Origin of the sequence: Streptomyces sp. NPDC001401 (genome assembly GCF_042895385.1) — a bacterium.
Lineage (GTDB): Bacteria > Actinomycetota > Actinomycetes > Streptomycetales > Streptomycetaceae > Streptomyces.
In genome coordinates this window covers 295,367-316,308 of sequence record NZ_JBIAWI010000008.1, presented here as the reverse complement: position 1 = coordinate 316,308, position 20,942 = coordinate 295,367, and the positions used below count along the sequence as shown (strand labels likewise).

16 protein-coding genes and 4 pseudogenes are annotated in these 20,942 nt (G+C 69.0%); 9 read left to right on the top strand and 11 right to left on the bottom strand.

The window, feature by feature from the left end:
• Nucleotides 1–45 precede the first annotated feature (45 nt).
• Nucleotides 46–597 carry an ABC transporter permease gene (locus tag ACFY10_RS27010; protein ID WP_390667883.1) on the bottom strand — a complete coding sequence of 184 codons (552 nt, stop codon included), beginning with the start codon at nt 595–597 and terminating at the stop codon, nt 46–48.
• Nucleotides 598–713: 116 nt separating this feature from the next.
• Between ACFY10_RS27010 and ACFY10_RS27005 the strand changes: the two genes are divergently transcribed.
• Entirely contained in the window at nt 714–890 is a 177-nt protein-coding gene (locus tag ACFY10_RS27005; RefSeq protein ID WP_390667778.1) for a hypothetical protein, read from the top strand.
• Between the two features lie 548 nt (nt 891–1,438).
• Here the strand turns inward: ACFY10_RS27005 and ACFY10_RS27000 are convergent.
• A pseudogene (locus ACFY10_RS27000) lies at nt 1,439–1,927 on the bottom strand (ATP-binding cassette domain-containing protein); the annotation flags it as partial.
• 3 nt (nt 1,928–1,930) lie between these two features.
• On the opposite strand from ACFY10_RS27000, the pseudogene ACFY10_RS26995 reads away from it, so the two are divergent.
• Both ACFY10_RS26995 and ACFY10_RS26990 read left to right on the top strand, forming a co-directional pair.
• Nucleotides 1,931–2,332: pseudogene (locus tag ACFY10_RS26995) on the top strand (hypothetical protein); the annotation flags it as partial.
• A 74-nt stretch (nt 2,333–2,406) separates the two neighbouring features.
• A complete protein-coding gene (locus ACFY10_RS26990; protein ID WP_390667777.1) occupies nt 2,407–2,826 on the top strand; it encodes an SDR family oxidoreductase in 420 nt (139 codons plus the stop codon).
• Between the two features lie 703 nt (nt 2,827–3,529).
• Here the strand turns inward: ACFY10_RS26990 and ACFY10_RS26985 are convergent.
• The 4 genes and pseudogenes from ACFY10_RS26985 to ACFY10_RS26970 all read right to left on the bottom strand — a co-directional run.
• Nucleotides 3,530–4,867: pseudogene (locus ACFY10_RS26985) on the bottom strand (FAD-dependent oxidoreductase); the annotation flags it as partial.
• 302 nt (nt 4,868–5,169) lie between these two features.
• Complete coding sequence (locus ACFY10_RS26980; protein ID WP_390667776.1) at nt 5,170–7,863, bottom strand: RICIN domain-containing protein; 2,694 nt, start codon at nt 7,861–7,863, stop codon at nt 5,170–5,172.
• Nucleotides 7,864–8,030: 167 nt separating this feature from the next.
• Nucleotides 8,031–8,618, bottom strand: a complete 588-nt coding sequence (locus tag ACFY10_RS26975; protein WP_390667775.1) for a hypothetical protein — start codon at nt 8,616–8,618, stop codon at nt 8,031–8,033.
• A 153-nt stretch (nt 8,619–8,771) separates the two neighbouring features.
• The gene (locus tag ACFY10_RS26970) at nt 8,772–9,206 is read right to left on the bottom strand and encodes a transposase (protein ID WP_390667774.1); all 435 of its coding nucleotides are present in this window, start codon (nt 9,204–9,206) and stop codon (nt 8,772–8,774) included.
• Between the two features lie 236 nt (nt 9,207–9,442).
• Here ACFY10_RS26970 and ACFY10_RS26965 point away from each other — a divergent pair, with 236 nt between their 5' ends.
• The 4 genes from ACFY10_RS26965 to ACFY10_RS26950 all read left to right on the top strand — a co-directional run bounded on the left by ACFY10_RS26965 (nt 9,443) and on the right by ACFY10_RS26950 (nt 13,357).
• Nucleotides 9,443–9,949, top strand: coding sequence for a flavin reductase family protein (locus ACFY10_RS26965; RefSeq protein ID WP_390667773.1), 507 nt, complete (start codon nt 9,443–9,445; stop codon nt 9,947–9,949).
• 88 nt (nt 9,950–10,037) lie between these two features.
• Nucleotides 10,038–10,799: an IclR family transcriptional regulator gene (locus ACFY10_RS26960; RefSeq protein ID WP_390667772.1), complete on the top strand. Its 762-nt coding sequence runs from the start codon at nt 10,038–10,040 to the stop codon at nt 10,797–10,799.
• Between the two features lie 108 nt (nt 10,800–10,907).
• On the top strand, nt 10,908–11,978 hold the full coding sequence (locus tag ACFY10_RS26955; RefSeq protein ID WP_390667771.1) for an LLM class flavin-dependent oxidoreductase: 1,071 nt from the start codon (nt 10,908–10,910) through the stop codon (nt 11,976–11,978).
• Nucleotides 11,975–13,357, top strand: a complete 1,383-nt coding sequence (locus ACFY10_RS26950; protein WP_390667770.1) for a carboxylesterase family protein — start codon at nt 11,975–11,977, stop codon at nt 13,355–13,357. The genes ACFY10_RS26955 and ACFY10_RS26950 overlap by 4 nt, the downstream gene beginning before the upstream one ends.
• A gap of 878 nt (nt 13,358–14,235) precedes the next feature.
• On the opposite strand, the pseudogene ACFY10_RS26945 reads toward ACFY10_RS26950, so the two are convergent.
• Nucleotides 14,236–14,520: pseudogene (locus ACFY10_RS26945) on the bottom strand (ROK family protein); the annotation flags it as partial.
• A gap of 151 nt (nt 14,521–14,671) precedes the next feature.
• Between ACFY10_RS26945 and ACFY10_RS26940 the strand changes: the two are divergent.
• Complete coding sequence (locus ACFY10_RS26940) at nt 14,672–15,178, top strand: hypothetical protein (protein ID WP_390667769.1); 507 nt, start codon at nt 14,672–14,674, stop codon at nt 15,176–15,178.
• A gap of 78 nt (nt 15,179–15,256) precedes the next feature.
• Here the strand turns inward: ACFY10_RS26940 and ACFY10_RS26935 are convergent, their stop codons facing one another.
• The 3 genes from ACFY10_RS26935 to ACFY10_RS26925 all read right to left on the bottom strand — a co-directional run bounded on the left by ACFY10_RS26935 (nt 15,257) and on the right by ACFY10_RS26925 (nt 18,605).
• The gene (locus ACFY10_RS26935; protein WP_390667768.1) at nt 15,257–16,447 is read right to left on the bottom strand and encodes a spermidine/putrescine ABC transporter substrate-binding protein; all 1,191 of its coding nucleotides are present in this window, start codon (nt 16,445–16,447) and stop codon (nt 15,257–15,259) included.
• 230 nt (nt 16,448–16,677) lie between these two features.
• Entirely contained in the window at nt 16,678–17,952 is a 1,275-nt protein-coding gene (locus ACFY10_RS26930; protein WP_390667767.1) for a sensor histidine kinase, read from the bottom strand.
• Nucleotides 17,949–18,605 (bottom strand): response regulator transcription factor, encoded by a 657-nt coding sequence (locus ACFY10_RS26925; RefSeq protein ID WP_390667766.1) that lies wholly within the window; start codon nt 18,603–18,605, stop codon nt 17,949–17,951. The genes ACFY10_RS26930 and ACFY10_RS26925 overlap by 4 nt, the downstream gene beginning before the upstream one ends.
• A gap of 119 nt (nt 18,606–18,724) precedes the next feature.
• Here ACFY10_RS26925 and ACFY10_RS26920 point away from each other — a divergent pair, with 119 nt between their 5' ends.
• Nucleotides 18,725–19,264 carry a hypothetical protein gene (locus ACFY10_RS26920; RefSeq protein ID WP_390667765.1) on the top strand — a complete coding sequence of 180 codons (540 nt, stop codon included), beginning with the start codon at nt 18,725–18,727 and terminating at the stop codon, nt 19,262–19,264.
• A gap of 84 nt (nt 19,265–19,348) precedes the next feature.
• On the opposite strand, the gene ACFY10_RS26915 is transcribed toward ACFY10_RS26920, so the two are convergent.
• The gene (locus ACFY10_RS26915) at nt 19,349–20,788 is read right to left on the bottom strand and encodes a gamma-aminobutyraldehyde dehydrogenase (protein WP_390667764.1); all 1,440 of its coding nucleotides are present in this window, start codon (nt 20,786–20,788) and stop codon (nt 19,349–19,351) included.
• Nucleotides 20,789–20,942: the final 154 nt, after the last annotated feature.

Sequence of the window (20,942 nt, the reverse complement as noted above, 5' to 3'; positions counted from 1 at the left end):
CGCCACCGTCATCGGTTCTCTCGAGCAGGCCGACGAGGAGGACGCCTACCCGGCGGCTCTGCCCTGGCACCGCCGCTGACGCCCTCCGTAGCCGGCCAGCCGCCGGAACCATCTCGCTGGACGGCGGCTCCGGCGGCCCGCCTGCGCCCGAAATAGGTGGACAGGCCCACGGCCAGCAGGAGCGCGGCACCATGTCGACCCAGTCACTGGCACCGCACCGGCCAGCGTGAGGCCACTGACGGTCTCGGAGACGAACACCACGCCGATCATCGTGCCGAGCACGTTGAACCGGCCCGGCTCGATCGCGGTTGCGCCCAGGAACACCGCGGCCAAGGCGGGGAAGAGCAGGCTGGTGCCGCTGTCCGCGGTGGCTCCGCCGACACGGGCGGTTTGTAGGACGCCGGCGATCCCCGCGAGCGCTCCGGCGATGACAAACGTCAGCAGCAGGTTGCGCCGGACGCGGATGCCGACCAGGTTCGCCGCCCTGGGGTTGGATCCCATCGCGTACAGGGCCCGCCCGTATGGACTGTGGCCCAGCAGGTACCACATCAGGGCGCCGAGAACGACGACGACGGACATCACGCGGGGTAGACCCAGCCACTGCTGGGAGCCGAAGTCGAGCAGGGCGGGCGAGACGCCCGCGCTGATGGTCTGGCCGCCCGAGTACCACTGGATGACCCCGCCGAGGAGAGTGGCGCTGCGGCAGGGTGGTGATGAACGAGCTCATCTGGAACCGGGCCACCATGACGCCGTTGACCAGTCCGATGAGCACGCCCGTCGCCACCGCGGCGAGCACCGCTGTCACGACACCCACATCGTGGCGGGCCATGAGCGCCGCGCACACCAGGGAACTGGTCGCGGCGTTCGCCCCGAGGGAGAAGTCGAAGTAGCCGGCGGCCAGCGGTGCGAGCGAGGCCAGTGCCAGCAGGGCGATGACCGACTGGTTGCCGGTGACCACGCTGAGGTTGGCGGAGGTCGGGAAGACCACGGCACTCGGCGGGTAGAGGCTGAAGAACACGCCACGGCGATGGCCAGGGCGAGAAGGGTGTACCGCCCGGCGAGCCGCCCCGGCGACAGCGCGGACCGCCGGGTGCGCCGGGTGGGTTCCGTCTCCTCGGACGTCTCGGATTTCGGTGGGGACGGGGGCGGCGGGGGCGAGGGTGCGGAAGGAGTGACACCGCTCATGGTCATGTCCTGGCTCCGGAGGTGAGAGACGGTGAACGCTGGACGAGGCGGACGAGGCGGTCGGCAGTGAGCCCTCGCCGTCAGCCTCGGTGACGACGCGGCCTTGGTGCAGCACGAGGACCCGGTGGCACAGGACTGCCAGTTCCTCCGGGTCGGAGGAGGCGACCAGGACCGCGCACCCAGTGGCAGCGGTGCGGCGGACCACCGTGTAGATGTCGGCGCGGGACATCACGTCCACGCCCTGAGTGGGCTCGTCGAGGAGCAGCAGCTGGGGGTCGCGGCGCAGCCAGCGGCCCAGTACGGCCTTCTGCTGGTTGCCGCCGGACAGGGTGCTGAACGCCGCCTCGACGGAAGTGGCCTTCACGCCGTAGCGGCTCACGAGGTCCTGGCTGTCGCGGCGTTCGGCCCCTTGGTCCAGGCGCCAGCGCCGCCCGTCGTGACTCAGCACCGACATCGACAGGTTGGCCCGCAGCGGGAGGTCCGGGAACGCGGCGTCAGCGCCGCGGTCTTCGGGGACGTAGACGACGCGGGCGCGCATCGCGTCGCCTGGACCGGTGAAGGACACCCTGGCGCCGTCGAGTTCGATGGTGCCGCCGGTCGGCCGGTGGGCGCCGAAGAGGGTACGCAGCAGCAAGGTGCGGCCGGAGCCGAGCAGGCCCGCGACGCCGACGATCTCACCTGCGACTACCTTGAGGTCGACGCCACTGAGCGGGCCGCCGGTCAGGCCGGTGACCGTGAGCACCGGGTGGGGCCGGCTCGTGCTCACGGTCGGACGCACGGCCTCGTCCAGTGCGCGCCCGGCGATGAGCTCCACCAGTTCGGACTCCGTGGGGCGGTGGTCCACGAGGGTGCCGGCTACCCGGCCGTCCCGCACGGTGTAGTCGCCGGTGACGGCGATGACCTCGCTGAGGCGGTGGCTGACGAGGATCACCGTCTGCCCCTGGTCGGCACGCCGGCGTACGGACTCCAGAAGGAAGCTCGCCTCGTGCTCGGGCAGACTCGCCGTGGGTTCGTCGAGGACCAGGACGAGGACGTCCCGGTCGGTCTCCTGCAGTGCCCGCCCGGCGTGAAGCTCGGTCAGAAGCACATCCCCGTCCAGGCCGCGGGCGCCTACATCCCCGGGGGCCGCTACCCGCTGACCGCCTCCGCCCACATGACCATCGTCACGGCGAAGGTCGCGGGCGTGCCCCGGGTCGTCGCCGTCACCCGCCGATCCGCGGCGTGGTCCCTTCCGCGACCGTCGCCGCCGCGCACCTGGCGGGCGCCGACGACATCGTCAACATCGCGTCGGTCAGCGGCAAACGCCCCCTCCTCAACCGCACCCCCTGCACAGCCTCCAAGATGGCCCTGCTGGGCCTGACCCGCACCCTCGCCGCTGAGGTCGGACCCCACGGTGTCGCCGTCAACTCCCTCTCCCCCGGCCCGGTGCGCGGCCCGCGCATGGACCGCAACTTCCGGCTGGAGGCCGAACTGACGGGCAGCACATCTGAAGAGGCCGAGCGGGCGTTCGCGTCCCGGGCGGCCCTGGGCAGACTGGTGGAGGAGGACGAAGTGACGAAGGCCCTGGTGGCGATGCTCGCCGTGCCCGGACTCTGCGGCGCGGACATCGACCTCTCGGCCGGCATGATCGCCCCCTCGTGACCCACGGCTCCGGCCCGTCCGTACGTACGTATGTGGACCCGTCCTGCCCGACGCGGAACGCATCGTCCTCAACCTGCACCGCGCGCCTGCGCCGAGACCACCGGCCACCCCTTCGGCCTGCCCCAGGCACTCACCGACGCGATCACCTGCAACTCGGGCCCCTTCCACGCCCAGGTCTGACCGGCGTCGGCCTGCCTCACGACGCGCGCACTGCCCCACCACCATTCGAGCCATAGCGGACGATCTTCATGAAGTCGTGGGCGTCCATCTGGATCCAGCCGCGGGACCGGGCGGTTTCGAGCAGCAGGGAGAAGTTGGTTCGTTGTCTGAGTAAATCTGCATAAGACGCTCGATAGCGCCATCCTGCGTGTCGTAGCCGGCCCCTGCCCTAGGCGCAGGTCAGCACGCCGGACATCGTCCGGCCGGATGCTGACCCTTTGCTGACCCGGAGGCGGACACCAGGGATCTGACCTGCGGAAACACCCAAACGCTAGATCTTGGACTTGAACATGGTACGAAACATGAGAGTGCTCCCGATTCGTCTGCTCCCTGCCTGCTACTGCAGGTCAAGGGCGATTCGGAAATTGCATCGTTTCGCATGCTCGGTCAGCTGTCGCAAGGTGTTCGAGGACTCACACTGACCCCTTGCCGGCTTGTGCGTATGCCGCGCGAGAATCCTCGTGATCTCGTCGCTCGCCATTCGTCATGCGAGCCATGCGGACTCCTTGTGACGTAGACGCGCGGAGACGTCCGAGCCGCCCGCGGCAGCGGGCGTGCCCGTGGTGCCGGGTGCGGCCGAGTGCCCCAGGTGCCGGTGCACGAAGTGGATGGCCATCGCGCCCTCACCGGCCGCCGAGGCCACCCGCTTCACCGAGCCGCTGCGGACGTCCCCCACCGCAAAGATCCCGGGCAGGCTGGTCTCCAGGGTCATGCACGAGCGTCCCCGGTCGTGCCACACCTCCGGGTGGGCGCAGGCCTCCTGGGCCTCCGGGCCGGTGAGGACGAAGCCGCGGGAGTCGAGGGCGATGCTGCCGGCGAGCCACTCGGTGTGGCGGTCAGCGCCGGTGAAGACGAACAGGCCCCCTACCCCGAGCCGGCGGTGCCCGCCCGTGCGGTTGTCGACCACGTCGAGCTCCTCCAGCACCTCCTGGCCGATGACCTCGGTGACCTCGGTGTGCAGCATGACCTCCACCTGCGGATGGCGCTCGACCTGGTCGACCAGGTAGCGGGACATGTTGGCCTCAAGGCTGGGTCCCCGGACCAGCAGGTGCACCTTCGGCGCGTACCCGGCGAGGAACAGCACCGCCTGGCCCGCCGAGTTGCCTCCGCCGACGACGGCCACCGGGTCGGTGCGGCACTGCTGGGCCTCGTAGACGGTCGCCGAGTAGTGGACGCTTGTTCCTTCCAGGCGTTCGATGCCGGGCACCTGGAGCCGGCGGTAGCGGGCGCCCGTGGCCAGGACGACGGCGCGGGCAGCGATCTCGCTGCCGTCGGCGAACGCCACCACGTAGTGGTCCTCGTCCTTGTGATGGAGAGCGGTCGCCTCGACCGGAATGCTGATCCTGGCGCCGAACTTGTCGGCCTGGAGCACGGCGCGTTCGGTGAGTTCGGCGCCGGAGATGCCGGCGGGGAAGCCGAGCAGATTCTCGATGCGGGACGACGTGCCGGCCTGGCCGCCGGTGGCCATCGCCTCCACCACGGTGGTACTCAGGCCCTCGGAGGCGGCGTACACCGCGGCAGCGAGGCCGCCGGGTCCGGAGCCGACGATGAGGACGTCACCGTGACGGATTCCGGCGGGCAGTTGCGGCAGGCCGATGAGCCGGGCCAGTTCCGCGTTGCTGGGGTTGCGCAACAGGGTGGTGTCCCGCCAGATGACGAGCGGTGTCTCCTCCGGGCCGACGCCGAAGCGGCGCAGCAGGTCCTCGGCCTCCTCGTCGGTCTCCAGGTCGATCCAGCGGTGCGGCAGCCGGTTGCGGACGGCGAACTCGCGCAGCCGCCGGGTGTCGGGCGAGTAGCGCGAGCCGATGATGCGGAAGCCGGCCATCCTCGGTGCGGACCGCGGGACGCTCCTCGCCGGGCGCGCCGACTCGTACAAGTTTCACTGGGCTTTTCCTTGCGATGGGTGGTGGTCAGGTGGCTCGGGCGAGGGATGGGGGATGACCGTCACGGTGTGCCGGACTCACTCGGATGCCAGATCTCGGTCAGGTCCGCCCAGCTGCCCGGTGCCTCACTCCTTGGTCGCGCCGGCGAGCATGCCGGCCACGAGGGCGCGCTGGGTACGGTGCGGCCGGAAAGCCTTCGTCTTCCGGCCGCGCCGTCACCGTCCTGCGCTGGGTCACCCGGTCACTGGATCGTCCATGCCTGGTACAGGTGGTTCAGGGGCATCCACTGGCTGATGGCGGCTCCGTTCGTCATCGATCCGGCACCCACCTCCAGGACCTGCCCGCTCTCGAAGTTGCGGATGAGGTATCCGCCGCTGGTCGGCTCGAAGTACCACAGCTGGTTGTTGCCGCCGCTGTAGGTGTACTGCTGCAGCGCGGTCCCCCTCCGGTGACTGGAGCCGTTCATGTCGAGGACCTTGCCGCTGTTCCTGTTCACGATCTTGTAGAGCTGACCGCTGACCGGAACGATGTTCCACTGCTGGTTGGTACCGCCGTTGCTCGGGTACTGGTTGACGCTCGCGCCGTTGGCGGTGGAGCTCTGGTTCACGTCCATCAGCTGGCCGCTGTTGGCGTTCTTGATCGTGTAGTACGTCGACGGGTTGGTGTTCGGAGTACTGGTCGAGTCCTCCAGCGCGCCGCCGGCCTGCTGGACTCTGAAGTCGGCGATGAAGAAGTACGCGCCGTCGGTCTTGGCGACCCGCAGGTAGCGGAACTTCTGGCGGACGTCGATGTTGCCCGTGAGTGTCGAGGCGAGTGGCAGGGTGGTGGCGTCCTGGCGTCCCAGCACGGTGTAGGTGGCGAAGGACGCGTCGTTGGAGCCACGGATCTCGAAGTTGCTGCGTGTCTCGGGCTGGTCGAGGTCCTGGCGCGTCGTCAGGGAGTACTGGCCGAGCTGGTAGGCCTGGCCGAGGTCGACCTGCCACCAGGCCGAGGTGTCGCTGCCGGTCGGCGACCAGCCGGTCGAGCCGTTGTTGTCGTTGGCCTTGGCCGCCACCCAGGCTGAGCTGTACACCGAGGAGGAGGATGCCGGCTTGTTGTAGGCGAGGTTGAGCTTCGTGGCCAGCCCCTGGTAGGCGGACTCCAGGCCGGATGCCTTGATCACCGAGTCACCGGACGTGGTGTTGTTGGTGAGCGTGACGTTGGTTCCGTTGTTGTTCTGGTGGATGGATTCGTCGGTGTGCGACAGCACGTTGTTCGAGACGGTCATGTTGTTCGACCCCTCGTCCAGGTAGATGCCGCTGACCGCGGAAGTGCAGGCGGCCGGTCCCCGCACCACGTCGTGGATGTAGTTGCCGTTGATGACCGTGCCCGGGTCGTTGGAGAGGTGGTAGATACCGGCGGAGTCGCACAGCCGGTTCATCACGTTGCCGATCCGGTTGTAGCTGATGCTGTTGTTGCCTTCGGCGTTGGTCGCCGACTGCCAGCCCCAGCCGAGCGAGATGGCGGCCCATGGGGTGTCGCTGATGTCGTTGTGGTCGATGGTGGTGCTGTTGACGAAGCCCGCGTCGATGCCGGCGGTTCCCGGGTAGTCCTCGCCGATGCGGGTGATCAGGTTGTCCTTGACGGTGACGTTCTTGACCACCTCCCGGGCGTCCTCACCGGCCGGTGAGGTGGGCGGGTTGTAGACGGTGTGGTACTCCACGGTCGGGTCGGAGAACTTGCCGACCATGATGCCGTTGCCGGCGATGTCGGAGATGAGGTTGCCGGTCACCGTACTGTCGTGCACGCCGTGGGACAGGTCCAGGGCGCTGGCGCCCATCTGTGTGAAGGTGTTGCCGGTGAAGGAGACGCGGTCGGCGTCCGCGGCCTGGACCCCGGCCGGCGGACGGCCCACGTACTGCTGGTTGGAGTTGTTGGACGAGATGTTGTAGTTGCCGCCCTGGGCGTTGAGGTAGCCGTTGTTCGTCGCCTCCATCCAGGTGGTCTGGGTGAAGGTGAGTCCGGAGAAGCGCAGGTCGTGGGCGGGACTGTCGAGGCTCGTGCCCTTGATGTCGAAGAGCGTGGGCAGCGTGGGTGCCTGCACGGTGGCCGTGGACATGTCCTCGCCGGGGCGGGGCTTGTAGTAGACGGTCTGCGCGGCGGTGTCGACGTAGAACTCGCCCGGTTCGTTGAGGAACTCGTGGGCGTTCTCGAAGTGCAGCGGAGAGCCGTTGGCGAGGTTCGGGTTGGGGCGCTGGAAGAGGATGCCCGCCTCGTGGTCCTGGATCGACACGTCGGCGGTGCCGTTGGCGGAGCTGATCGACTTCAGCCGCAGGTAGCTCTCGCCCCACTGCGTTTCCAGCATCATCTCGACCTGGCTGAGGTTGTTCCAGTTGGAGACCTGGGAGCTGAGCATCTTCAGGAGCTTGTTGGTCTTGTCGCTGCCATCCAGCTGGAAGTCCGTGCCGAGGTCGGGGTAGCGGGCGCGGGTGGCGCGGACGCCGTTGACGTACAGCTGCCGGAAGTTGAGGCTGCCCACGGACGCCTTGTACTCGCCGTTGGTGGCCGCGGTCCAGCCGGTGATCGCCTTGCCGCCGCTGATCACGGGCGTCTCGCCGTTGTACGCCTGGTAGACGACCGTGTGGCCGTTCGTGCCCGAGTCGCTGGTGCCGAAGCTGACCGGGCTGGTGAGGGAGTAGGTGCCGCCGCGCAGGTTCACCACGATGTCGTCGGACATGTTCGCGTTCACGGCCCGCACCGCGTCCTGGGCGGCCTGGATGGTCTTGAACGCCGCGGCAGTGCTGGTTCCCGAGTTGCTGTCACTGCCGTTGACAGGGTCGACGTAGAAGTTGGTCGTGGCCGCGTAGGCGGGCGTAGCGGGCAGCACGGCCGCGAAGACGACAGCCGCCGTTGCGAGCGCCTTGACCGTCCCCGCGCCGATGCGTGGAGGTCTCATCTGTGGTGTCCTTCCTGGAACCCCCGCTGCTACCTATGAGTCGCATTTATCGGGGCAAGAAGGCACGCCAGTCAAGACGATAGGCACACCTATTTTCTGAGGACGTAACACCGATGACATATGGACTAACCGAGGTCGGTGTCACTCAGACGACTACGGCAGAGTGATCATCCCAGGTGAGAGGGCATCAAATCGGGAACGGTCATCCGCCGAACCACCCCTTCCAGCCCCCTGTCAAACCGGCGGCTGCAAAATGAGTAGTATTCATTTGGGATCCCATCGCGGTCGATATCTCGCACAGCACGCGGGACGCTGAGCGACCGCGCCTGGCCTGCTTCGCGGAATTGCACCGGTGGCGGAGATCCTGGAGCGACGCTTCCCGCCGCAGCTCCCGGCCCTGGCCCCGCCACCGATTTGAGCTGTACAAAGTGGCGTAACCGGCGTTCGACGCTTCGTTCGCTGTGATCAAGCCACGTCCTGATCCACAAGAAGCGCCCCAGTAGTGCTTCGTGTAGGTTCCGGTTCTGCGGGGGCGAGAAGGGGGCGGCCGCAGGCGGTGCAGGTGCCGTCCCAGCACCGCAGCAGGTCCTGTAACGCGTCGAGGACTTGGTCACCCAGCCGCGCCAGGTGCGGCCTTCGAAATGGTCCAGACCCAGGCCGTGTTTGAGTTCGAGGTAGTCGTGCTCGATGCGCCAGCGCATCTTCGCGAAGCGCACCAGATCGGCGACCGTAGTGGTGACGGGCAGGTTGGACATCCGGTGGGCTCGTCGGCTTCTTCCGGGTGTTCGACCAGCAGCGTCCGTAAGGGCAGCCCCCGTCCCACCTGCTGCGTCCACCGGCCTTTTCCTGGGCGGTGCGGGTGGCTTCCTTGCCCGACGGTCGCACCTGGAGCACCGCAAAGCGTGAGGTCATCGACCCTTTGCTGCCCTGGCGCCAGGTGACCGTCTCGACGCAGGCACCCGCCACGACCAGCTGAGGCAGGGGACGGGCCGGCTCGCGGTAGCGGGGCAACGCAGGCGGGCCCAGGCCCTGGTAGGGCGGCAAGTACGGGACGGCTCAGCCGGGCGGTCGGTCTCTTTGGGCTCGACAGCCATGACGTAGGAACAGCTGCGTTCCTCCAGGGCCAGACGGAAGTAGACACCGCGGCCGTAGCCGGCATCGGCCACGAGCACCGGCACCGAGCCCAGCCGGCCAGCCTCTCCAACAGCCCCAACGCCAGGCGGGGCTTGGTCACATGCCCCCACCTCCTCGGGCACTCCCGCAGCCGTGCGCCGTGGGACGTCGTGGGCCCATTCCTCGGGCAAAGGCGCCGAACTCGCCTGGCGGGTCTCGGCGAGCTTCACCCTGCCGGTGAAGGGGGGCGACGCCCTGACCTCTGACGGGCCGGTCTGCGGGGCTGCTACTCCAGCCCTACCCGCCTATGCGGGGTCTGCAGGCAGATGCTGTCCTGGCCTGCTGTCGCCGACGACGGACAGGCCCCTGGCCGGGCCTTCCAATCCGTGGAAGGAATTCTTCGACAGGCGCCTGACGGGCGGTGACAGTGGAGATCACAGTGTCAGTGATTCCGAGGTGAGCAGCAATGACGACTCAGGCAACAGCACCAGTCGGGGCAGCCGAACACAAAGAACTCCGCCGCGCGTTCTCGCTGTTCCCCTCCGGGGTCACCGCGGTCGCCGCGCTCGTCGACGGGTCTCCGGTCGGTCTGGCCGCGAGTTCGTTCACGACTGTCTCCCTGGCCCCGCCACTGGTGAGCGTCGCGTTCGGGAACCAGTCGCGGACCTGGGCGCGGCTGCGCGAGGTGAGGCAACTCGGCATCAGCGTCCTGGCGGACCAGCACGCGGACTACGCGCGCGTGCTGGCCGGGCCCGGCGACCGGTTCGCCGGCGCCGACTGGACCGCCACACCCGAGGGCGCGGTGCACATCGGAGGCAGCGCACTGATACTGAGCTGCTCGATCGCCGAACTCACCACGATCGGGGACCACGAGGTCGCGTTCCTCCTCGTGGAAGACGCGCATGCGCAGTCGGCCGTCGAACCGCTGCTGTTCCACCACAGCAGGTTCCGCCGCGTGACCGACCGCATGTAGTGAATACGCGTGACCGACCGCATGGGGTGAACGCCCGATTTCCTGGTTAACATCGGGGATATCTGAGGTGGACGTACTTGGAGTCTCGATGGCGCAGAAGCCCGGCGGCGAGTCCAACAGCCACGTCGGGCGCGTGTTCGGCCTGATGGATCTCCTCGGCGCGGAATCCTCGCCGCTCACGCTCAGCGAGCTGGCGCGCCGCGCGGACCTGCCGATTTCGACGGCGCATCGGCTGCTGGGCGAGCTCGTGGCGTGGGGCGGCGTGGAGCGGACCGAGTCGGGGACGTACCGGCTGGGAGAGAAGATCTGGCGCCTGGGCGTGTCCTCGGCCTGGGAGCGCGAGCTGCGCAGGACCGCCCTCCCGTTCGCCAATGAACTCGCCGCGCGCACCGGGGCGGCCGTCGCGCTGAGCACGATGATCGGCGACCGGCTCGTGTGCATCGACACCGTGCGCGGCAAGCTCGACAGCATCCGCCTGACGCACGCGGGCGACGAGCTCCCGCTGTTCGCGACCAGCGCGGGCAAGCTGTTGATGTCGACGGTGGACAAGACCGCCCTCTCCGAAGCGCTCCGTACGCGCCTGGAGAGGCACACGCCGTACACGCAGGTCCTGCCGCGCCTCGTCGTGGCGCAAGTCGAAGCCGCGCGACAGGCCGGGTACGCCATCGCCCGCGCGGAGAGCTCCCCCGGGCAGTCCTCGCTCTCCGTGCCCGTGGCGACCGGGATCGACCGCACTCCGATGGCGCTGACGGCGCTGGTCTCCGCGTCCGACGCGAACCTCCCGCGGCTGATCCCCCCGCTGCGGGAGTACGCCCAGCTGATCTCCCGGGAGATCGCGAACCCCGGCTGATCATCCGGGGCGTTTCCGCATACTGGAAAGATCTCCTCGACCGCCCTCCCGCCTCCCGCGCATAGTGATCGAAAGGTCACGAACACCGGGAAGCGGAAAGGCCGTCTCATGTCTTTGGAACTAGGCATCTTCGACTCGTTCGATCTCGCCCACGGCAGTGTCGGGGAACTGCTCGACGACCGGTTCCGCTTCGCGCAGGAGGTCGAGCGGCTGGGGTTCGCGCACTATCACGTGACCGAGCACCACGGCACGCCGCTCTCGGTCGTCCCGTCGCCCAACCTCTTCGTCGCGGCCCTGAGCCGGATCACCAGCACGCTGCGCATCGGCACCCTGGTGAACGTCCTGCCCGCCTACGAGCCGTTCCGCCTGGCCGAGGAGATCGCCACGCTGGACCAACTCTCGCACGGCAGGCTCGACTTCGGCGTCGGCCCCGGTGTCAGCCCACTGGAACTCGGCATCCTGGGCGTCCAAGGCGATCAGGCCCGTGCGATCTACGAGGAGACGCTCACGGCGGTGACGACGGCGCTGCGCACCGGCCGGATGAAGCATCGGGGAACCCTGCTGCGCGATTACGACGCGGCGCTGTCCGTGCTCCCGGTCCAGAGCCCGTACCCGCAACTGTGGTACGCCTCCGGCAGCGCGGCCACCGCGGAGTGGGCGGCATCCAACGGCATCAACTTCGTCACGCGCTGGGAGAACGGCCGGGTCGCCGAGGTGGGCAACACCTTCTGGACGACCTGGGAGAAGCACCGCGCCGACGAGGACCGGCTCAATCCCATCACCGGCCGGCCGCGTCTGGGCATCTCCAGCCCGGTCGTGATCGCGGGCAGCCGGGCCGAGGCGGAGGACGTCTTCCACCGCGCGAGCGACCTGTTCCAGCAGCGCATCCTGCACCTGTGGCACGAGAACGACGACCACCGGCTGGACGGTGTCTTCTCCGCTGAGAAGCTCCTCGCCAAGGGCAACGCGTTCGTCGGCACCGCGGACTCCGTGCGCGACGAGATCGTGGCGCAGATCGAGGCGTCCGGCATCAACTACCTCGAACTGTCGATCATCTTCGGCGACATCGGGCTCGCCGAAGCCACCGCCACCGCCAGGGCCGTCGCCGACCACGTCGCCCCGGCAGCCCGCGAAGCCGCACAGAAGACGCTGAGCCTCCGAGGAGTCCCGGTCGCATGACGAAAGGCACCACGATGCGTGTGCGCGTCGAATCAGGAGAGCTCGAAGGGATCGTCGAGGACGGTGTGGCCGCGTTCCTCGGTGTTCCCTATGCCGCCGGTCCTACGGGCAGGTCGCGATTCCTCCCGCCCACCCTGCCGCCCAGGTGGGCGGGTGTCAGGCCGGCGACCCGATTCGGGCCGACCGCACCGCAGCCGGGAAGCCTTCGAGCTCGGATGGTCCTCGGCCAGTCCGGACCGTCCGGCCCCGACTACCTCGTACTCAACGTATGGACACCACAGTCGGACCGGCGAGCGAATCTGCCGGTGCTCGTATGGATTCACGGCGGCGCGTTCACCAACGGATCGGGCGACGTGCCCGCACTGCGTGGAGCGACGCTCGCCAAAGACACCGAAACCGTCGTCGTCACCGTCAACTACCGGCTCGGCCCGCTCGGCTTCGCCTCGCACCCCGAACTGACCGGCGACCACGCCAACCTCGGCCTGCTCGACCAGAGGGCCGCGCTCGACTGGGTCGGCCGCAACATCACCGCGTTCGGCGGCGATCCCAGCCGTGTCACCCTGGCCGGGGATTCGGCAGGCGCGATGAGCGCGGCCATACAGTCCGTACTGCCCGGCGCCGACACACCAATCGCCGCACTGTCCCTGCACAGCGGAGTCCCCCGCCTCACCGAACCGGACTCCGCAGCCGACGTCGTGCAGCGCCTGGCCGCACAGCTCGACGTATCTGTCCGACAGCTGGCAGAGCTCGATGACAGTACTCTGATCGCCGCCGCGTCCGCGATCGCCCCGACCCACCGCTTCGGCCCTGTCGCCGCGGGCGAACTCGCAGACGGCCTCCCCGCGCCCTCCGCGATCCCGACCAGGCTCAACACGACGTCCGACGAGGGCACGTTCTTCGTGCTCGACGAACGCTCCCCGCGCCGGCTGACGTCGACCGAGGCCGAAGACCTGGCCGCGGCGATGCTGCCCGGCGACGGCCACCGCCGCTACAAGGCAGCAGCCCTCTCACTCCCGACAGCCAGAGCGGACGACCCGCACTGGGCGCTGTCCGCCGCCGTGACCAGCGCCCTTTTCGAAGAACCCGCCGACGCCTGGGCCGGCGCCGCACCAAACCGCGTCTGGCGCACCCGCTACAGCCGCCCCGCGCCCCTGTGGGACGGCTGGCTCGGCGCCACCCACACCCTCGACGTGCCCGTACTGTTCGGCAACCATCGCCACCCCGAACTCGCCCGCCTCTACGCAGGCGATGAAGGAATCGACGAAGTCTCCATCCGCCTACGACGCGACTTCCGAGCCTTCCTCTACGGTCACCCGCCGACGACAGAGCGACCAGACGAGGATCACAGCGAACCTGTCAAGTCAGCTGAGACAGCTTGATATCAAGTTGCCTGTGCGATGGCGGTCGTTGCTTCGCTGATCCAGGCGACGAGGGGGATCTCGGGCGGGATCGGTCTGCGGGTGAAGCGCTCGGAGTGGGCGGCGTAGGCCGCGGCGAGGGTGATGGCGCGCTGCTCGCGGATCCCGCAGTGCCGAAGTGCACCGAGGCAGGGGTGTGCAGTCCGGGTCCCGGAGTGCCGGTGCTCGTGGTTGCAGGCGGTGCAAAACTCGTCGGCGAAGGCTCGGGCGTGCTGGATCGATCCGAAGCAGGCAGGAAAGTCCGGGCAGTATTTCAGGGCTTTTTAAGTGGGCCGGCGTGACCTCGCCGAGGGACATCACCACGACCCACATCGAAGACGCCGTGGACGGCCTGACCGGCTCTGCCCGTCGAAGGCTGGCCACAGCCCTGCGCGGCCTGTTCCGCGCACTCAAGCGCGAGCGCATGATCTTCCGCAACCCCGCCCGGAACCTCCCGGTCGGCGGCATCAAGGGCATTCCCAGGTCCATCCCCTCCGACTGCCTCATGGGGCTGCTCGACCAGGCAAGGACACCACTCGACCGCCTCGCCGTCGCCCTGGCTGCCCTCCATGCCTTCTGGCAGGCCTGTGCGGATGATGTCCTGGAACACGCGCAGCGCCCGGGTGGCGTGCCCGAGCGCAGTCCAGTCGACGGCGGCGGGGGTTGTCCAAACAACGCGAGACAAGATCGCTTGAGTTGCGCTAACCGGCCGCAGCCGCTCACGCGCCCGGAGTCGCTGCCTCGGCTGCGGCAGCCCGGGTACCCGGCGCTTCAACAGCGACCTCGACGGCTTGATGGTGGCAGGGCTCACGTGACCACCAACCGGAAGCCGGAAGCCGGATCAGCGGACGCGCGGCGTGTCACCTCGGGTGCGCCGTCCTGTTCGCCAGCTGCGTGAAGGCGAGGCGCACCGCGCCCATGGCCGAGGCTTCCGGACCCAGGTTGGTGGCGAGCACCGCGACGTTGTGGTTGGTGGGCAAAGCCAGCGTCCTGATGCAGTTCTTGATCTCGGGGATGAGATGCTCGGAGGCCCGGGCGAGAGCGCCTCCGATGATGATGGCGTCGGGGTTGAAGGCGTTGCACAGCAGGCTCGCCGTCTGGCCCACTTTGCCGGCGGCCTCGCGGAAGACACGTCGGACAGCGGGGTCGCCCGCCTCGTTCGAAAGGGCTGCTGGACCTCATCGAGATAGTCCGCACACACTTGTTCCTCGAACACTACTGGCGGCTCACCGGCGGTGAGCAGGGTGGCCAGTGGCTCATAGAGGATCCGCCTCACGGCATGCCGGAGGATGGTGCGTGGCGGTCATCGCGACGGCACAAGCGACGGACGGCGGCTGGACGTGGGCCCAGACCGCGGCCCTGATCGTCCCCTTCATCGCCCTCTTCGGCGCCTTCCTGACGTACGCCCTCAACCAGCGGGCGGTACGCAAGGAGCGCCGGGCGAAGACTTTCGCCGAAGCGCTGACTGCGGTCGAGGAGTACTTGGAGATGCCGTACCGCATACGGCGCCGCCCCAAATCCTCGTCCGCCGTACGACAGCAACTCACCGACGAGGTCAGCGGCTTGCTGGCCCGCATTGCCTTCCACCAGGCGTGGCTCCAGATCGAGGCATCAGCCGTCGCGGGCCCCTACGCGACGCTCGTGGCCACGGCACGAGCGGAGGCCGGCACGCAGATGAGTCTTGCCTGGGACCAGCCGCCGATCACCACCGACGACGGCATGAACCTCGGAGTCCCCTACCCCCGGGACCAATCGAACGCGGCCCGAGCCACGTGCATCGAGGTGATGCGCCGTCACCTGTGAGAACACCCATGATCTTGGTGCCAACTATCCCTCTTTTGTGCCAACTAAAAATCCTCGTCACATACCACCTCCGACGGGTCACAACCCCACGATCCGGTTCCACCTCTTCGCGAACTCCACCCGCTCCGTCGATGTGATGTCCCGGGCGATCACGAGCCGTCGGCGCATCTCGGCGTCCGGGAAGATCAGCGGGTTCTCGGCGAGGGCCGCGGTGTCCTTGTCCTTGGCGGCGGCAAGGACGTCCTGGGCCGCCGGGACGGGGCACACGTAGTTCACCCAGGCCGCGAGTTCGGCGGCGATCTCGGGCTCGTAGTAGTAGTCGACGAGCCGCTCGGCGTTCCTCTTGTGCGCTGCACGGTCCGGGATCATCAGGGAGTCGGCCCACAGCTCCGCGCCCTCCTCGGGGACGACGAAGCGGATGTGCGGGTTGTCGGCCTGGAGCTGGATGACGTCGCCGGAGTACGCCTGGCAGGCCAGGACGTCGCCGCTGACCAGGTCCTTGGTGTAGTCGTTGCCGGTGAAGCGGCGGATCCGGCCGCCCGCGACGTACTTCTCGACCTGGTCGCAGACCTTGTGGAAGTCGGCCGCCGTCCACTTGGTGATGTCGACGCCGTTGCCCTGCATCAGCAGCGCGAACGCCTCGTCCAGGCCGGACAGCAGGGTCACCCGCCCCTTGAGGTCGCTCGCCCACAGGTCCGAGACATGGCGGATCTCGCGGCCGAGCCTGCGGCGGTCGTACGCGATGCCGGTGATGCCCGACTGCCACGGCACCGAGTACCTGCGGCCCGGGTCGAAGGCGGGTGAACGCAGCTGCGGGTCAAGGTACTTGGCCACGTTGGGCTGCTTGGCCCGGTCCATCTCCTGGACCCAACCCAGCCGCACGAACCGCGCGCACATCCAGTCGCTCATGACGATCAGGTCGCGGCCGGTCTGCTGGTGGTTCATCAGGGCGGGGCTGATCTTGCCGAAGAACTCGTCGTTGTCGTTGATCTCCTCGGTGTACTTGACGGAGATCCCCGTCCGCTTCTCGAAGGCCTCGAGCGTGGGCCGCCGGTTCGGGTGGTCGTCGTCGGTGTCGATGTACAGGGGCCAGTTCGCCCAGGTCAGCCGTCTGTCGCTGGCGGACAGATCGGCGACGGCACGGTCACCGGGGTGCACATACGCGGCGGGCACCCCGCAGCCGGCCAGGCCGCCGAGCACCGCGCCACCACCCAGCGCGCGCAGCAGGGACCGACGGGAGAGGGAGGAGGTCTTCGGCGTGAGGGGCATTGCCGCAGCATGCCGTCCCTGCCTGTGCGCCGACAATCGACGCAGCGTCGAGTACCTCCGCACCGGCCGGACACCCTGTCGATCAGTGCGTACGACGACCTCCGGTATCCGGCGCGAACCAGCCTGCCGACAGCCGTGCAGCTCCTCGCGACTGAGGCCGAGCTCCGGGGCCTGTCCGGCGGATCAGCCCTGCGCCACGGGCCCTGGCACGCGCTCCCCCATGCGCGGGGTCACCGGAGCGATGGCGGGCGAGCGTCGGCCGGAGCGGGCGGCGTCCGTGAAGGCGAGCCGGCCGCGGGCTCCGGTGTACGCGGCGGAGTGCCGGCCGGCGGCAGGCCGACCTCCACGATCAGGCCGCCCGCGGGCCGGGTGCGCGCTCGTACCCGGCCGCCGTGCGCGGCGGTCACGGCCGCGACGATGGACATGCCGAGGCCGAGACCGTCGCGATGGGGGCTCCTCCCGCTCGAGCGAACGCGGGAGGGCGGGAGGACCCGATCCGGGCCCAGCCTGCGGAACGGCTGGAAGAGCCCGGCCGCCTGGTCCGGCAAAATCACCGGCCCGCTGTTCTCGATCCGCAGCCCGGGCCGCCCCGCCGCGTCCAGTCCCGTCCACACACTCACCCAACCCCCTTCCCCTGCCGGGAGGTTGTGGCGTACGGCGTTGTCCGTGAGGTTGACGACCAGCCGCTCGATCAGCTGCGGATCGCCGAGCACGGGCGCCGGCTCCAGCCGCGCCTCGACCCGGCACCCGGAGTCCGGCAGCCGCTCCCGCACGATCGCCGCGAGATCGACGAACTCCCGGCGCTCCAGGCACCGTTGGCTGCGCGCCAGCGTCAACAGGGCGTCGATCAGCCGCTCCTGCTCCTGCCCTGCGGCCCGCACCCGCAACAGGGCGGCCCGCAGGGCCTGTTCGGACGCCGCCGGGTCGGCGAGGGTCACGTCGACGATGGTCTGCTGGAGCGTGAGCGGGGTGCGCAGCTCGTGCGAGGCGTTGGCGACGAACTGCTTCTGCGCCTCGAACGCGCCCTCCAGCCGGGCCAGTACGTCGTCGAAGGTGTCCGCCACCGCCTTCAGCTCGTCGTCGGGTCCGTGCACCGCGAGCCGTTCGTGCAGGTTGTCGGCGGAGATACGGCGGGCGGTGGCGGTCATCGCACGCAGCGGCGACAGCACCCTGCCCGCCATCAGCCGACCCAGGGCCAGGGACGCCAGCGCCATCACGGCGAGCGCGACGGCGGCGTAGACGAGCAGGTCGTGCAGTTGGTCCCGGCGGAGGATCTCGGCGACGGCGCTGATGGTCGCCGGGGCAGTCGGGGTGGCGCCCTGATCGGGCAGACCGGGCCCCTCGACCGAGGTGACGGTCCGGCCGCCCACGACGGAGCTCGCGGCCAGGAAGTAGACGACGCCCAGCAGCGCCGCGCCGGCCACCACGAACAGGGCGCTGTACAGGAGCGTGAGCCGCCACCGGATGCTGCGCGGGATGAGCCGCACGGACCTGTGCTCCGTCATCGGATCCGGTACCCGGCCCGGTCCACCGTCTCGATCAACGGCGGCTCCCCCAGCTTGCGCCGCAGCCGGCTCACGGTGACCTTCACGGTCTGGCTGAACGGATCCGCGGCCTCGTCCCATCCCCGCTCCAGCAGCTCCTCGGTGGACACCACCGCCCCCTGCGCGCCGAGCAGCAGCTCGAGGACCGCGAACTCCTTGGGACTGAGGGGCAGTTGGCCGCCGGCCCGGCTCGCCTCCCGCCGCGCCGGATCCAGCCGCAGCTCCCCGCGCACCAGGACCGGCGGCAACGCGGGCTGCGCCCGGCGCCCCAACGCCCGTATCCGCGCCACGAGTTCGGCGAAAGCGAACGGCTTGGGCAGATAGTCGTCGGCGCCCAGCCCGAGCCCCGTCACCCGGTCGGCCACCGTCCCGGACGCCGTCAGCATCAGCACCCGCGCCCGGCTGCCGCCCGCCGCCAGCCTCCGGCACACCTGGTCGCCGTGGACGCCGGGCAGATCCCGGTCCAGTACGACGACGTCGTAGCCGTTGACCTCGGCGCGCTCCAGTGCGGTCGGGCCGTCGAGGGCGAGGTCGACCGCCATGCCCTCCCGGCGCAGCCCGGCGGCCACGGTCTCGGCGAGCTCTTCGTGGTCCTCGACCACCAGCACACGCATGGCTTCCAGTGTGGCCACAGAGCGGTTACACGCACATAAGCCCGGTCGTTCCGCTGCTGTAACCGCCCCCGGAGTTGCCTGGACGTCGTACCGAACGGCACCTCACCGCAGGAGAACCCATGCGAACTTCGACGACCCGCCCACGACGACTCGCCCTGGGCATCGCCGTCCTGACGGCCGCAGCACTCGGCACGGTCAGCGCATCGGCCGCCCAGGCGTCCGGCACGTCCACAACGACGGCACCGCCCGCGAAGGCCGGGGGTTTCGCGGTGCAGTACCACCCGACCGCGAGCGCCCCGGACGACGTCAACACCGCCAACGACTACTTCGCCGCCTGCATGGAGGACCAGGGCCAGTCGGTCTTCCCGCACTTCCACGCCTCGAAGGACGACGAGGGCCACGTCCGCCTGGAAGTGAAGGTCACCGGCGGGGAGTTCGACCCGACGTCGAAGGCGTACAAGAAAGCCGTCGACACCTGCGGCCCGATGCTGGAGAAGGCCGGCATCACCTTCCCGAATCCGGCCGACCTGCCACCGCTCCCGGGCAGGCCGGGCAAGCCTGGTGAGCCGGGCAAGGAGGGGCCCTCCCTACGCACCGAGAAGGGCGGGCCCGGCGACGACGACCTGCCCGGCCTGACCACCAGCGTCAGGACCGCCTGACCACCCGGAGGGGGGAACAGCACGGCCCCGGACGGCACTTCACCAGTCCGGGGCCGTGCAACGCCCTCAGAGGCGCGGGGCTGTCTACGCGTCCAACGAAGTCATGACGTGCTTGATCCGCGTGTAGTCCTCAAACCCGTACCCCGACAGATCCTTGCCGTAGCCGGACTTCTTGAAGCCACCGTGCGGCATCTCCGCGACCAGCGGAATGTGCGTGTTGATCCACACGCACCCGAAGTCCAGCTTCTTCGACATCCGCATCGCACGCCCGTGGTCCTTGGTCCACACGGACGAGGCGAGCGCGTACTCGACGCCGTTGGCCCACTCCACCGCCTGCTCCTCATCGGTGAAGGACTGGACGGTGATGACCGGCCCGAAGACCTCCTTCTGGATGATCTCGTCGTCCTGCTTCAGCCCGGACACGACGGTCGGGGCGTAGAAGTAGCCCTTGTCACCGACCTGGTGACCGCCCGCTTCGACCTTGGCGTGGGCGGGCAGGCGCTCGATGAACCCGGAGACCTGCTTGAGCTGGTTCGGGTTGTTGAGCGGGCCGAACAGCACGTCCTCGTCGTCCGGCTGCCCGGTCTTGGTGTCGGCGGCGGCCTTGGCGAGCGCCCGCACGAACTCGTCGTGGATGCCCTCCTGGACGAGGACACGAGTCGCCGCCGTACAGTCCTGGCCGGCGTTGAAGAAGCCCGCGACCGAGATGTCCTCGACGGCCTTGGCGATGTCGGTGTCGTCGAAGACGACGACCGGCGCCTTGCCGCCCAGCTCCAGATGGACGCGCTTGAGGTCCTTGGACGCCGACTCGGCGACCGACATGCCCGCCCGCACCGAACCGGTGATGGACGCCATCGCCGGGGTCGGGTGCTCGACCATCAGACGGCCGGTGTCACGGTCGCCGGTGATGACGTTGAAGACACCCTTGGGCAGGATCGACCCGATGATGTCCGCGATGAGCACGGTCGACGCGGGGGTCGTGTCCGACGGCTTCAGCACGACCGTGTTGCCCGCCGCGATCGCCGGAGCGAACTTCCACACAGCCATCATCATCGGGTAGTTCCACGGCGCGACCTGCGCACAGACGCCGACCGGCTCCCGGCGGATGATGGACGTCATCCCGTCCATGTACTCACCGGCCGACCGCCCCTCCAGCATCCGGGCCGCGCCCGCGAAGAAGCGGATCTGGTCGACCATGGGCGGGATCTCCTCGGACCGCGTGAGCCCGATCGGCTTGCCCGTGTTCTCCACCTCGGCCGCGATGAGCTCCTCGGCCCGCTCCTCGAACGCGTCCGCGATCTTCAGCAGGGCCTTCTGCCGCTCGGCGGGGGTCGTGTCGCGCCAGGCCGGGAAGGCCGCGGCGGCGGCCGCCATTGCGGCGTCCACATCCGCCTGGCCCGACAGCGGCGCTGTTGCGTACGCCTCGCCCGTCGCGGGGTTGACCACCTCGGTGGTCCGTCCGTCGGCGGCGTCCAGGAACTCACCATTGACGTAGTTGCGCAGACGACGCAGCTCGGTGCTCACTGCCGGCCTCCTGTCAGGTTCGTGCTGTCCATTGACTGAGACACCCACCCTAATCCGCGCTCCCACGTTTTCAACACCCCCAGTCGCATCAAGACTGCGAAATCCGCAGGTCTCACTCACGTAAACAACGAATTTCATCGGTCCACCCTTGCGG

Bases quoted from the DNA above. Each gene is read 5' to 3' on its own strand.
- ACFY10_RS26935 (WP_390667768.1), bottom strand. From the start codon at position 16,447: ATGCCCCTCACGCCGAAGACCTCCTCCCTCTCCCGTCGGTCCCTGCTG.
- ACFY10_RS26920 (WP_390667765.1), top strand. From the start codon at position 18,725: ATGCGAACTTCGACGACCCGCCCACGACGACTCGCCCTGGGCATCGCC.
- ACFY10_RS26930 (WP_390667767.1), bottom strand. From the start codon at position 17,952: ATGACGGAGCACAGGTCCGTGCGGCTCATCCCGCGCAGCATCCGGTGG.
- ACFY10_RS26925 (WP_390667766.1), bottom strand. From the start codon at position 18,605: ATGCGTGTGCTGGTGGTCGAGGACCACGAAGAGCTCGCCGAGACCGTG.
- ACFY10_RS26980 (WP_390667776.1), bottom strand. From the start codon at position 7,863: ATGAGACCTCCACGCATCGGCGCGGGGACGGTCAAGGCGCTCGCAACG.
- ACFY10_RS26965 (WP_390667773.1), top strand. From the start codon at position 9,443: ATGACGACTCAGGCAACAGCACCAGTCGGGGCAGCCGAACACAAAGAA.
- ACFY10_RS26955 (WP_390667771.1), top strand. From the start codon at position 10,908: ATGTCTTTGGAACTAGGCATCTTCGACTCGTTCGATCTCGCCCACGGC.
- ACFY10_RS26950 (WP_390667770.1), top strand. From the start codon at position 11,975: ATGACGAAAGGCACCACGATGCGTGTGCGCGTCGAATCAGGAGAGCTC.
- ACFY10_RS26975 (WP_390667775.1), bottom strand. From the start codon at position 8,618: ATGTCCAACCTGCCCGTCACCACTACGGTCGCCGATCTGGTGCGCTTC.
- ACFY10_RS26960 (WP_390667772.1), top strand. From the start codon at position 10,038: ATGGCGCAGAAGCCCGGCGGCGAGTCCAACAGCCACGTCGGGCGCGTG.
- ACFY10_RS27005 (WP_390667778.1), top strand. From the start codon at position 714: ATGAACGAGCTCATCTGGAACCGGGCCACCATGACGCCGTTGACCAGT.